Below are 12,919 nucleotides of genomic sequence, written 5' to 3' on the forward strand. Positions count from 1 at the left end.
GGCTCAGGCCATGGCGTGGAAGTGGGCGCGGAGACGGGCCTTGGCCTCCTCCGTGGCGCCGAGGGCGTCCAGGCCGAGCAGCCCGGCACCCACGATCGGCGGGACATCGGTGACGATCAGTTTGGTCCGGGGAGCCTGCTCGGCGAAGCGCTGCTCGATGAGGTCACTCAGCAGCGGATCGCGGGCGGTCAGCACGCCGCCGCCCAGGACCACCTCCATGGGGGTGCCGAGCAGGTTCAGGCGGCGCAGCGCGACCACCGCGAGGACGACGATCTCGTCGGCCATCCGTACCAGAAGCGAGCGTGCCACGGCGTCCCCCGCCGCGGCGACGTTCATCAGCACCGGCACCAGCTCGTTCAGCCTGGTGTGGGGCAGGTCGCCGAAGTGGATGCAGAGGGCCACCTCCTCGACGGTGCGGGTGCCGAAGTGCTCGCAGATCGCGCGGCCGAGCGCGGTGGCCGGGCCCCGGCCGTCCTCGGCCCGGGCGGCATGCCAGAGCGACTTCTCGCCGAGCGCCAGCCCGCCGCCCCAGTCGCCGGTGAGGTCGCCGAGGGCCGGATACCTGGCCACCTCACCGGTGGGGGAGACCGCCACGGCGTTGACGCCCGCCCCGCACACCACGGCCACACCCGCGGGCCCGGAGGCCCCGGCCCGCAGCAGCGCGAAGGTGTCGTTGCCGACCACCACCTCCCGGCCGTACCCGCGGGCGACGATCTCGTCCCTGAGGGCCTCCTCCTCGACCGGCAGGTCGGCACCCGCCACGTAGGCGGCCACATGGTCGGCGAACGGCGGCACCAGGTCCGGGCCGAGCAGCCGTACGGCATCGCCGATCGCGTCGATCGCGACGCCCACGCCGGTGCTCTGCGGCTGGAAGGCCGCGCCGCGGCCGGTGGCCAGGATGGAACCGTCCTCGCCGATCAGCGCGACGTCGGTTTTGCTGTTGCCGCCGTCCACGGCCAGGATGGTCCTCACGCGGTGGCCCAGGGCAGGTGCGGGCGGTTGGCCTCGACGAGACGCTGGGCCAGGTTCTCCGACAGCGAGGCCTGGCCGATCAGCGGGTGGGCCAGCAGCGCGTCCGAGACGCGCTCCCTGCCGCCGTGCAGCGCGGCGTCCAGCGCCAGCGTCTCGTATGCCGTGACGTGAGAGATCAGCCCGGCGAAGAGCGGCTCGACGGGATCGACGGGCAACGGCCGCGCGCCCGCGGCGGTGATCGTGGCCGGAACCTCGATGACCGCGTCGTCGGCCAGGAACGGCAGCGTGCCCTCGTTGCGCAGGTTCACCACCTGGGTGTCGCCGCGGTCGCCGAGCAGTGAGGCGATCAGCGCCACCGCGGCCTCGGAGTAGAACGCGCCGCCCCGCTTGGCCAGCAGCTCGGGCTTGGTGTTCACCGCCGGGTCGGCGTACAGCTCCAGCAGGGCGGTCTCCATCGCCGCGACCTCGGCCGCGCGTGACGGCTTGGCCTTCTGCTCCTCCACCACGAGGTCGTGCTCGTAGAAGTAGCGGAGGTAGTAGGAGGGCACCACGCCCAGGCGACGGAGGAGCCCGGCCGTCAGGCCGACGTCTTGCGCGATCTCCTCGGCGTGGTCGTCCAGCAGCCGGGGGAGCACGTCCACCCCGTCCAGGTGGACGGCCCGCTCCCAGGTGAGGTGGTTCAGGCCGACATGGCCCAGGGAGATCCGTTCCGGCGCGACGCCCAGCGTGGCGGCGAAGCGGCGCTGGAAACCGATGGCCACGTTGCACAGGCCGATGGCCCGGTGGCCCGCGTCCAGCAGCGCCTTGGTGACGATGCCCACGGGGTTGGTGAAGTTGACGATCCACGCTCCGGGCGCGTGGCGGCGGACCTCCTCGGCGATGTCCAGCACCACCGGGACCGTACGCAGCGCCTTGGCCAGGCCGCCCGCGCCGGTGGTCTCCTGGCCGACGCAGCCGCACTCCAGCGGCAGGGTCTCGTCCACGTTGCGCGCGGCCTGGCCGCCGACGCGCAGCTGGATCAGGACCGTCCGGGCCCCGGCCACGCCGTCGGCGACCGAGGTGGTCGCGACCACCTTGGCCGGATGCCCGGCGTGGGCCAGCATCCGGCGGGCCATCCCGGCGATCAGCTCCAGCCGGTGGACGTCCGGGTCGACCAGTGCGATCTCGGTGAGGGGGAGTTCGTCCCGGAGCCGGGCGAACCCGTCGATCAGCTCCGGCGTATACGTCGAGCCGCCCCCGACAACGGCGAGTTTCACCCTTTTACTCCTGTCAGCGTCACGCCTTCGATGAAGACTTTCTGGGCGAAGAAGAACACGATGATCACCGGAGCCATGACGAGGAGGGTCGCCGCCATGGTGAGGTTCCACTGCACGCTGTGCAGTGCCCGGAAGGACGCCAGCCCGAGGGACAGGGTCCAGTTTTCCTCGTTTATCTGTGCGTAGAGGAGCGGTCCGTAGTAGTCGTTCCAGCAGTAGAAGAACTGGAAGAGGGCGACCGCCGAGATGGCCGGCCGCGCCATCGGCAGGATCACCCTGACCAGGGTCTTGAAGTCCGAGCAGCCGTCCACGCGGGCGGCCTCGGTGTACTCCCTGGGGATCGTGATCAGGAACTGCCGCAGCAGGAAGATCGAGAAGGCGTCGCCGAGCAGCATCGGCAGGATCAGCGGCCACAGCGTGCCGGTGAGCCCGAAACGCGCCCAGATGAGATAGACCGGGACGGCGACGACCTGCGGGGGCAGCATCATCATCGTGATGACCGCCAGGAAGGCCAGCCTGCGCCCGCGGAAGCGGAAGCGGGCCATCGCGTAGGCCACCGGGATCGACGACAGCAGCATGAACAGGGTGCCGAGCCCGGCGTACATGAACGTGTTGCCCAGCCAGCCCAGCAGGTGGGACCTGGCGAACACCTCGCCGAAGTTGCCCCAGTTCCAGGTCTTGGGCCACAGGTCGCCGGTGAGCGCCTGTTCGTCGGTCATCAGCGCGGTCAGCGCCACGAACACCAGCGGGCCGAGGAACATCAGCGACAGCGCCACGGCCACGGCGTGGGTGGCGATCCAGTACAGGGCCGCGCGGACGCCCCTGCCGCGCGTGCGCGTGCCGCGGGCGGGGGAGGCGGCGGCGGGTGGCCTCGTGGCCAGGGCGGTCATCGGCTGCCTCCCTCGTCGTCGGTGAACGCGCGGAACTGGCGGAGCAGGACGAGCGTGAAGATCATGGACGCCGCGAACAGCAGCAGCGCCAGCACGCAGGCGTAGCCCATGCTGAAATCGCGGAAACCGGCGTGGAACAGCCATTGGGGCAGCGTCAGCGTGGACATCTCGGGATAGCCCGGCACGAAGGGGCTGCCGGGAGAGTCGGTGACCCCGGAGGCGACCCGGGAGGCGATCATCGCCTGGGTGAAGTACTGCAGGGCGTAGATGACGCCGGTGACGGTAGAGAACATCAGCACCGGGGAGATCGTCGGCAGCGTGATGCTCCGGAACTGCCGCCACGCGCCCGCCCCGTCGATGGCCGCGGCCTCGTACAGGTGCTTGGGCACGTCCAGCAGCGCCGCCAGGAAGATCATCATTGTGTTGCCGATGCCCCACATGGCCAGCAGGGTCAGTCCGGGCTTGGCCCAGTTCTTGTCGCCGAACCAGTCGGGCGCGGCGATCCCGAAGAACTCGATGATCTGGTTGAGCGGGCCCGAGGGGTTCATCAGGAAGACGAAGGAGACGGTCCCGGCCACCACCGGCACCAGCGACGGCAGGTAGAACACCGTGCGGAAGAACCCGGCGCCAGACTTCAGGCGGGTCAGGAACTGGGCCACCGCCAGACCGAAGATCACTTGAGCGGGGACCATGACCGCCACCAGCCACAGCGTGTTCTTGATGGAGATCCAGGCCCGGTCGTCGTGGAAGAAGTAGCGGTAGTTGTCCAGGCCGATGAACTCCAGCGTGAACAGGTCGTAGCGGTGGAAGGAGAAATAGACCGTCGCCCCCAGGGGGTAGACGAAGAAGACCGCGAACCCGATCAGCCAGGGCGACATCCAGAGGAGGGCCTTGAGGCCCTCGCGGCGCCGTGGGTGAGGCGGCGCCGCATGGGTGATGCTCATCGAGGATCAGCCCCCGGAAAGCTTCAGCTTGTCGTTGACGCGCTTGTCGACCTCGGCGAGCCCGGCGTCGAGGTCGGCGACGGAGCCCTTCTCCCACTGGGCGGAGAACTCCTGGAGCGCTTCCTGGTTGAAGGTGCTGTTGACGCTGGGCGGTATCGTGTTCGTCTTCGGGTGCGCGAAGATGTCGAGGAAGATTTGGAAGTTCGCGTCCTTCTTCAGGTCGGGCGACTCCAGCGAGGCCTTGGTGGTCGGCACGTTGCGCAGCGCGTTGGAGAGGGTGACCAGCCCGGCGGTGTCGGTGGTCAGATATTTCACCAGTTCCCAGGCGGCCTGCGGATTCTTGGCCCCCTTGGGCACGCCGATCACGGTGCCCGAGGTGAAGCCGCTGCCGTACAGGTCGGGTTTGTCGTCGGCGACGGGGAGCGGCGCGGTGCCGTAGTCAAGCCCCTTGGCCTCGTTGGCGATCATGGCGTTGCGCCACTCGCCGTCCAGGGTCATGGCGACCTTGCCCTCGTAGAACGGGTGGTCGGCCGACCACTCCTGTCCCAGGCTCTTGCGGAACTTCTCCAGCTTGTCGTAGCCGTACCAGTCGACCAGCTCCTTCTGCCACCGCAGGAGCCGCTTCCAGCCCGGGTCGGAGCCGATCGCCGAGGTGCCGTCCTCGTTGTACCACTTGGCGTCGACCATGGGGGCGAGGTGCGAGACGGTGTTCTCGTAGTACTGGGAGCTCGGGATGAAGCCGGCGACCTTGATGGTGCCGTCCGCGTCGCGGACGGTGAGCTTCTTGGCGAGTTCGGTCAGCTCTGACAGTGTCTTGGGGGGCTCGTTGCCCTTCATCAGGGCCTTGTTGTAATAGAGGCCGTAGACGTCGGCGAGCAGCGGCATCACGCACCGCTTGCCGCCGAACTCGGTGTAGGCACGCGAGACCTCGGGGAGCACCGACAGGTCGATGCCGTCCTGTTTGATCACCGGGGTGAGGTCCTGGAACGTTCCGCTCTTGCACCACTGCGCCACGTTGTCGGTGGTGAAGGAGGCCGCGACGTCGGGCGCCTTCCCGCCGCGCACGGCCTGGGTGATCTGATCATCCTGGACGCCCTTGACCAGCTTGACGGTGATCTGCGGGAACTTCTTGCGGAACCCGGCGACGGCGTCCTCGAACGCCTTCACCTCGGCCGGGGCGGAGAAACCGTGCCACAGCTCGATGGTGGCGGCGGGCAGGGCCGCGGACGCGGAGCCCGAGGGCTTGGGCTGGGCCCCGAGCGCGGGGGCGCCCTCGTTGCCCGCGGTGCAGGCGGTCAGGGCCGCGGCCGCGACGGCGGCCGTGGCGAAGGTGAGAAAACGTCGGTGCACGACGGTTGCCTCCTCTGGCGGGGGGGTCAGGAGGGGACGGTGGAGCGGGAAGGGGGAGACGGCGGTGGAGCCGGGGATGGTGGAGCCGATAGGGGAATCAGGAGGGAACAGTGGAGCTGAAGACCTCGTCGCGGGCGGTGGCGAGGGCGAGGTCGAGCGCGCCGGCGAGGACGGGGTTTCCCTCGACGGTCGACAGCAACAGGGGCGGTCGCGGGACGGTCAGCGCGTGAAGCTCGTGTTCGACGAGTTCACGCAGCGTCTCGCCGCCGGCCAGGAAGGTTCCCCCGGTCAGCACGACGAGTTCGGGGTCGACGACCGCGGTGATCGCGGCCAGGCCGACGGCGAGGCGGGTGGCGATGTCACGGAGCCCGGCGCGGGCGTCGTCGGCTCGCCTGCCGGTGCCCGCGGCGGCCTGTACGGCGTTGCGCACGGCCGTCTCGAAGTCGGCACCGCGCACGCCGTACGAGCGGAGGATCTTGAGTACGGCGGGGCCGCCGGTGAGGGCCTGGAAGCCGTGATCGGCGTGGCGGCCGACCTCGCGGGCGGTCGGGGCCCCGAGGGTGGGCATGTAACCGACCTCGCCCGCGCCGCCGGTCGCGCCCCGGTGCAGGCGTCCGCCGAGCACCAGGGCCGAGCCGAGGCCCTCGTCGGCCCAGAGCAGCACGAAGTCCTGGTGGCCCTGGGTCACGCCGTGCGCCTGCTCGGCGAGGGCGACGAGGTTCACGTCGTTCTCGATGTCGACCGGCACGCCGAGGCCCTCGCGGAGGGTGGGGACGAGGTCGGGGATGTGCCAGCCGGGGATGTGGCCGCCGTAGCCGAGCCTGCCGCTGACAGGATCCACGGCGCCCTGGATGCCGATCACCACGCGCCGCAGGTCGGCGGGGGCGCCGGCGCCCTCGAGCGCGGCACGGAGCCTGCCCACCACGTCGCCGCCGGAGCGGCCGGGGGTGGGCAGCCGATGCCGGCCGATCACCGTGCCGGTGATGTCGGCGACCTCGGCCTCGATGCGCGCGGGGGTGACGTCCAGCGCGGCGACGTACGCGGCGGCCGGGTTGAGCTGGTAGACCTCCGCCGTACGGCCCGGCAGTCCCTCGCGGATGCCGCTGAGGACGACCAGCCCGGCCTCCTGGAGCCGGGCGAGCAGCTGGGACGCCGTGGGTTTGGACAGGCCGGTCAGGGCGCCGATCTCCGGGCGGGTCAGCGGCCCGCGCTCCAGAAGCGCCTGCAGGGCGGCGCGATCGTTGATCGCGCGCAGCAGGCTGGGGGTGCCCGGCGTCGGCTGAATCACAGGTCCTCCGTGTCCGCACATGTCCACACGGGTACCCGTATGGCACCGATGGACGCCAAGTTAGGAAAGTTTCCTAACTTGGAGTGAATTTAAGGAACCCTTGCGACCCCGTCAAGCGAGAAAGGTGCGCCGAAATCAACCTGTGATGGCGAGAGTGGGGACGAATATCTCGACGGACCTGCTAGGGTGATGGTTTGTCATAACAACTAGCACAATGGCCCGGAGTATCCCATTACTATCAACGATAATGGAGCGACGGCATCCCGTCAAATCGAGCTCGCCAAGGAGCAGGAGTACGTCTCCCGTCTTTACGAACGACTCGACCTGCTGCGTGAGCGGACCCAACGCCAACTGGACGGCGTGCTGGCGCAGGGCGGGAGCGGCGGCACGCATCAGAACCGCTCCGAGCGCGACACTTTCGCGGGGATGTACGCCGAACGCCTGGGCCGCCTGTGGGCGGTCGAGAACGGCCTGTGCTTCGGGCGGCTCGACAACGCCGACCAGACCTCTCTTTACATCGGCCGCATCGGCCTTGCCGACGACGAGCAGCGCCGGTTGCTGATCGACTGGCGCGCCCCGGTGGCCCAGCCGTTCTACGGCGCCACCCCCGCCGCCCCGATGGGCGTCATCCGCCGCCGCCACCTGCAGACCAAGGGCCGCAAGGTGATCGGAGTCGACGACGACCTGCTCGACCTCGACAACCTCACCGAAGAGGACGTGGCCACCCTCAACGGCGAGGCGGCGCTGCTGGCCTCCATCGACGCCAGGCGCACCGGGCGCATGCGCGACATCGTGGCCACCATCCAGTCGGAGCAGGACCGCATCATCCGCTCGGACCTCAACGGCGTCCTGGTCGTGCAGGGCGGTCCCGGCACCGGCAAGACCGTGGTGGCCCTGCACCGGGCGGCCTACCTGCTCTACACCCACCGGGACAAGCTCGCCCGCCGGGGCGTGCTCATCCTCGGGCCCAACCTGACCTTCCTGCGCTACATCGAGCAGGTGCTGCCCTCCCTGGGTGAGACCGACGTGCTGCTGTCCACGGTCGCCGAGCTGTATCCGGGGATCGTCGCCACGGCCAGGGAGCGCTCCGAGGTCGCCGCGCTCAAGGGCGACGAGCGGATGGCCCAGGTGGTGGCCCGTGCCGTACGGGAGCGGCAGCGGGTGCCGCGCAAGCCGATCGAGATCCGCCTCGACCGTTACACCCTCAAGCTCGACGCCCGCGTCCTGGAGGCGGCCCGCAACCGGGCGGCCCGCTCCAGGAAGCCCCACAACGAGGCCCGCGGGATCTTCGTCCGTCACCTGCTCAACGCGCTCGCCAGGCAGGCCGCCAAGCAGCTCGGCAAGGAGATGATCGACGACGACGAGCTGGCCGACATCCGTGAGGACCTGCGCACGGAGCGGCCCGTCAAGGCGGCGCTGAACAGGCTGTGGCCCTACACCACCCCGCAGCAGCTCCTCATCGGGCTGTTCACCTCCCCCGAGCGGCTGGACTACGCCGCGAGCGACCTCAGCCCCGCCGAGCGCGGGCTATTGCTGCGCGAGCCGCCCCGCAAGGGGGACAACTGGTGGGCCGAGTCCGACGTGCCGCTGTTGGACGAGGCCGCCGAGCTGCTCGGCGACATCGACCCCGCGGTGCTGCGGGCCGGGGCGTGGATCGCGGAGGAGGAGCAGGCGCTGGCGCGCGCCGCCGCCCTCGACGAGCGCCAGCAGCAGCTGACCTACGCCAAGGAGGTGCTGGAGCTCACCGGGCTGTCCGAGATCATGGACGCCGAGAAGTTCGCCGCCCGGCACCTGAACGACGACGTGTACCTGACCACCGCCGAGCGCGCCGCGGCGGACCGTACCTGGGCCTTCGGCCACGTCATCGTGGACGAGGCGCAGGAGCTGTCGCCCATGGCCTGGCGGATGGTGATGCGGCGATCCCCGAACCGGTCGATGACGGTCGTCGGCGACCTGGCGCAGACCGGGTCCTCCGCGGGCGCGCGCTCCTGGGGCCGGATGCTCGACCCGTACGTGGCCGGGCGCTGGCGCGAGGAGCACCTGAGCGTCAACTACCGCACCCCGGCCGAGCTGATGGCCGTGGCCGCAGACGTGCTCACCCTGGTCGACCCCGGCCTCACCGCCCCCACCTCGGTGCGGGAGACGGGCGCGCATCCCTGGGTCGCCTCCCCGGCGGAGTCTCTCGCCGAGATCGTCAAGGCCGAGGCCGTCGAGGGGGGCCGCCTGATCGTGATCGTTCCCGAGGCCTCCGAGCCCGGCCCGAGCGAGTTCGGCGAGATGGTGACCCGTTCCGTCGAGGGTGCGGTCGAGGGCGGCGGAGCCGCCGCGCTGGACGCCCCGGTGGCGGTCATGACCGTCGCCCAGGCCAAGGGGCTGGAGTTCGACTCCGTCATCGTGGTGGAGCCGGAGCTGATCCTGCGGGAGTCCCCCCGGGGGGCGAGCGACCTTTACGTCGCGTTGACCCGCGCGACGCAGCGCCTTGGCGTCGTCCACAGTCTCCCGCTTCCCAAGGCGCTCGCTAGACTTGAGCGACATCGGATCACATGAGACCATTGACGGCTCTCGTCGATCATGTCCCAGCTGCGAAAACTTGATGTTTCCGCTGTTAGTGACACGGTTGACATCTGCGCTGGGGTCGGTAGTTTGCTGCCCAGTCCAGCACGGGACTGGCCGGTTGGCCGTCTTCCGACATCGTCGGTTCCTGCGCCCGTGACGGGGGTCACCCCGTCCGTACAGCCAGGCGCAGGGCTGGCGTTTCGTCGAGGCGGGGCACCCCATCCGGGCGGGGGGTTGGACCCAGGAGGGGTCCGGGCATCCAGTAGACAACGGCAATCCGCGCTCGCCGCCGACGGGACGGAACCGGTCCGAAGGGTCGTCCGGGCCCTCTTCCCGCTCCCGTGCCGAGCGTCGCAAGCGTCGGGGTGATCCCCAGGGCATCCGTCCGCCCTGAGGGTCACCCCGTTGCCGTGTCCGGGCACCCACCCTCGCTTTGGGTGCGGGCCCGGGGAACGGTACCGTTCGAGCTAGAGAACCGGCCTGCAGGATCGGGCCGGAAGGCCGGACCGGGAAGGCCGGGTGTCATCCGTCCGCACGACACCGCAAGGAGCCCCGCCAGTGGTGCAGGAGAAGGCGGCCGCACCGGCACCGGGAGCGGTCGCGACAGGCGGCCCTCCTGACGGCCTGCCGCGCGAACGAACGGGCGGGAAGGCCCTTCGCCGGGTGCCGGCGGGCCGGATCGCGGGCGCGGTCGTGGGCGGTCTGCTGCTGTTCCTCTCCTTCCCGCCACTCGGGCTGTGGTTCCTCACCCCGTTCGGCGTGGCGCTCGTCACCCTTTCGGTGTACGGCTCGCGCCCGCGCCGGGCCCTGTGGCTGGGCTTCCTCGCGGGGTTCGCCTTCCTGCTGCCCGCGCTGCACTGGGTCAGCCCGATCGGCGTCGACGCCTGGCTGGGCCTGGTGGCCATGGAGAGCCTCTTCTACGCGGCCTGGGCCGTCGGCGCCGCCCTGGTCGTCCGGCTGCCCCTGTGGCCGTTGTGGAGCGCCGCGCTGTGGGTGGCGATGGAGTGGGCCCGCGGGACGTTCCCGTTCGGCGGGTTCCCCTGGGCGCGGGTGGCCTTCAGTCAGGGACAGTCGGTCTTCACCCCCTTCGCGGCCCTCGGCGGGGCGCCGCTGGTGAGCTTCGCGGTGGCCCTGTGCGGCGGGCTGATCGCGCTGGTGGCGCTCCGGCTCGCCCCGGCCCCCCGCTGGAACCGGGCGGTCGCCCTGCCGCTCGCCGGGGCGCTGGCCGTGCCGGCGGCGGCGTTCGCCGTCCCCCGGCCGGGCGACGAGGCCAGGACCGTGACCGTCGGCGTCATCCAGGGCAACGTCCCCGGGCGGGGCATGACCCCCCTGGGGGACGAACCGGCCGTGGTCCTCGGCAACCACACCCGCATGCTCCACGAGATGGCGCGGGCCGTACGGGAGGGCAGGACCCCCCGGCCGGACCTGGTCGTGCTGCCGGAGAACTCCACCGACATCGACCCCTACCGCAGCGAGTTCGCCCACCGGGAGATCGACGCGGCGGTGAAGGACATCGGGGTGCCCGTCCTGGTCGGCGCCGTGGTCGGCATCGGAGAGAACAACCGCGCGACCCGCAGCCTGGTGTGGGATCCGGTCACCGGGCCCGGTGCCTACTACGACAAGCAGCAGCTCGTCCCGTTCGGCGAATACACCCCGCTCAAAGACCTCGTGCTGGCCCTGTTCGAGCGGGCCGGGCTGGTCGGCAAGCAGTCGGTGGCCGGCACCCGCGACGGCGACCTGAAACTGGGACCGGTGACCCTCGGCGCGATCAACTGCTACGAGGTGGCCTTCGACGGCATCGTGCGCGGCACCGTCAGGACGGGCGCCACCCCGCTGACGGTGCAGACCAACAACGCCACCTACGCGCTGACCAATCTGCCGGCGCAGCAGCTCGCCATGTCCCAGCTCCGCGCCGTCGAGCACAACCGGGCGGTGGTCACCTCCGCGATCACCGGCATATCCGCCTACGTGACCCCGGAGGGCGAGGTCGCCTGGCACACCGCCGAACTGGTCCCCGCGATGAACGTGTTCCGCGTTCCGGTCAGAACCGCCGAGACGATCGCCACCCGAGTGGGCGCACTGCCCGAATGGGCACTGATACTTGTGGGTACGGGCGCGTTGGCCGCCGTTTGGCGGCGCCGGACCCGTACTCTGGTGCATTCCACGGACCAGGAGGCTGATCACCAGGTGGGAGACGCGTGATGGAGCGAATGCTCGGCCGGGTGCTCGTCATCGTCCCGACTTACAACGAGCGGGAGAACCTGCCGACGATCGCCGGGCGGGTGCGGGCCGCGGTCCCCGAGGCCCACCTGCTGATCGCCGACGACAACAGCCCTGACGGCACCGGCGCGGTCGCCGACGAGCTGGCGGCCAAGGACGACCACGTCCACGTGCTCCACCGGCCGGGCAAGCAGGGTCTGGGCGCCGCCTACATCGCGGGCTTCCGCTGGGGCCTGCAAGAGGGTTTCGACGTTCTCGTGGAGATGGACGCCGACGGTTCCCACCAGCCGGAGGAGCTGCCCAAGCTGCTGGAGACATTGGCCGACGGGGCCGACCTGGTGATCGGCTCCCGGTGGGTGCCCGGCGGCAAGGTGGTCAACTGGCCCACCTCGCGGGAGTTCCTGTCGCGCGGCGCCAACGTCTACACCCGGATGATGCTCGGCGTCCCGGTCCGCGACGCCACCGCGGGTTTCCGCGCCTACCGCTCCTCCACCCTGGAGAAGATCGGCCTGGACGACGTGGAGTCGCAGGGCTACTGCTTCCAGGTCGACCTGACCCTGCGCACCGTCCGCCACGGGCTGCGCGTCGCCGAAGTGCCCATCACGTTCGTGGACCGCACCGTCGGGGCGAGCAAGATGAGCCGTGACATCGTCGCCGAGGCGCTGTGGCGGGTCACGCTGTGGGGCTTCTCCGGCTTTCCCCAGCGTCTGCGCCGCCCACGCTGAACCGGGTCGCTCACGCTGAACCGGGTCGTCCGCGTTTCGTCCACATTGGACGAAACGCGGAACGCGACGGCGCCCCGGGGCGTTGTCAGTGTCGTACGGCTGTCGCGAAGTTGAGGAAAAGATGCGCTTTCTGCTGTTCCTGCTCTTCCTCGTGGTCCCGCTGCTGGAGATCTGGGTTCTGATCCAGGTCGGCCAGGTCATCGGCGGCTGGCCCACGGTCGCCCTCCTGCTCGCGGACAGCCTGCTCGGCGCCTGGGTCGTCCGCCGCGAGGGCCGCAAGGCCTGGCGGAATCTGCAGGGTGCGCTGCAGAGCGGCCGGATGCCCGAGCGTGAGCTCACCGACGGTGTCATGGTCGTCGCGGGCGGCACGTTGCTGCTCACCCCGGGATTCGTCACTGACCTCGTCGGTTTCCTGTGCCTGCTGCCGCTCACCCGGCCACTGGTCCGCAGGCTCGGCGCCTGGTTCTTCGCCCGCCGGGTCCGCACCCTCACCCAGACGGTCGCGGGTCCCGGCTTCGGTTCGCCGTTCGACGGGATGGACTCGCCCTTCGACGTGATGCGCGGCCAGGGCGGCGGGTCCGGTCCGGTGATCCACGGCGAGGTCATCCGGGAGGAGCCGGGCACGCCCGGTGCCCGAGACTCCGGCCGCGACCTCACCGGCCGCTGATCTCCAGCCGTTGATCTCTGGCCGCTGACCTCACCAGTCGCAGGGCCGGAG

Annotated in this window: 10 protein-coding genes; 4 read left to right on the top strand and 6 right to left on the bottom strand. The window is 70.5% G+C overall.

The window, feature by feature from the left end:
- Positions 1–3: 3 nt before the first annotated feature.
- The 6 genes from ACFY2X_RS06055 to ACFY2X_RS06080 all read right to left on the bottom strand — a co-directional run bounded on the left by ACFY2X_RS06055 (position 4) and on the right by ACFY2X_RS06080 (position 6,700).
- Positions 4–972, bottom strand: a complete 969-nt coding sequence (locus tag ACFY2X_RS06055; protein ID WP_389932973.1) for an N-acetylglucosamine kinase — start codon at positions 970–972, stop codon at positions 4–6.
- A complete protein-coding gene (locus ACFY2X_RS06060) occupies positions 969–2,228 on the bottom strand; it encodes a 6-phospho-beta-glucosidase (RefSeq protein WP_389932976.1) in 1,260 nt (419 codons plus the stop codon). The genes ACFY2X_RS06055 and ACFY2X_RS06060 overlap by 4 nt, the downstream gene beginning before the upstream one ends.
- Complete coding sequence (locus ACFY2X_RS06065; RefSeq protein ID WP_389932977.1) at positions 2,225–3,118, bottom strand: carbohydrate ABC transporter permease; 894 nt, start codon at positions 3,116–3,118, stop codon at positions 2,225–2,227. Before ACFY2X_RS06065 ends, ACFY2X_RS06060 begins: the two co-directional genes overlap by 4 nt.
- Positions 3,115–4,062 (bottom strand): carbohydrate ABC transporter permease, encoded by a 948-nt coding sequence (locus ACFY2X_RS06070; protein WP_389932980.1) that lies wholly within the window; start codon positions 4,060–4,062, stop codon positions 3,115–3,117. Before ACFY2X_RS06070 ends, ACFY2X_RS06065 begins: the two co-directional genes overlap by 4 nt.
- 6 nt (positions 4,063–4,068) lie before the next feature.
- On the bottom strand, positions 4,069–5,412 hold the full coding sequence (locus ACFY2X_RS06075; RefSeq protein ID WP_389932982.1) for an ABC transporter substrate-binding protein: 1,344 nt from the start codon (positions 5,410–5,412) through the stop codon (positions 4,069–4,071).
- 97 nt (positions 5,413–5,509) lie between these two features.
- Entirely contained in the window at positions 5,510–6,700 is a 1,191-nt protein-coding gene (locus ACFY2X_RS06080; protein ID WP_389932985.1) for an ROK family protein, read from the bottom strand.
- Between the two features lie 237 nt (positions 6,701–6,937).
- Between ACFY2X_RS06080 and ACFY2X_RS06085 the strand changes: the two genes are divergently transcribed.
- From ACFY2X_RS06085 to ACFY2X_RS06100, 4 genes are all read left to right on the top strand, one after another.
- Complete coding sequence (locus ACFY2X_RS06085) at positions 6,938–9,247, top strand: HelD family protein (protein ID WP_389933690.1); 2,310 nt, start codon at positions 6,938–6,940, stop codon at positions 9,245–9,247.
- Positions 9,248–9,814: 567 nt separating this feature from the next.
- On the top strand, positions 9,815–11,458 hold the full coding sequence (gene lnt / locus ACFY2X_RS06090) for an apolipoprotein N-acyltransferase (protein WP_389932988.1): 1,644 nt from the start codon (positions 9,815–9,817) through the stop codon (positions 11,456–11,458).
- On the top strand, positions 11,458–12,201 hold the full coding sequence (locus ACFY2X_RS06095) for a polyprenol monophosphomannose synthase (RefSeq protein ID WP_389932990.1): 744 nt from the start codon (positions 11,458–11,460) through the stop codon (positions 12,199–12,201). The genes lnt and ACFY2X_RS06095 overlap by 1 nt, the downstream gene beginning before the upstream one ends.
- Before the next feature lie 121 nt (positions 12,202–12,322).
- Positions 12,323–12,868 (top strand): FxsA family protein, encoded by a 546-nt coding sequence (locus ACFY2X_RS06100; protein ID WP_389932993.1) that lies wholly within the window; start codon positions 12,323–12,325, stop codon positions 12,866–12,868.
- The last annotated feature ends 51 nt before the right edge of the window (positions 12,869–12,919 follow it).

Origin of the sequence: Streptosporangium sp. NPDC000396, assembly GCF_042898655.1 — a bacterium.
In the GTDB taxonomy this organism is placed as follows: Bacteria; Actinomycetota; Actinomycetes; order Streptosporangiales; family Streptosporangiaceae; genus Streptosporangium.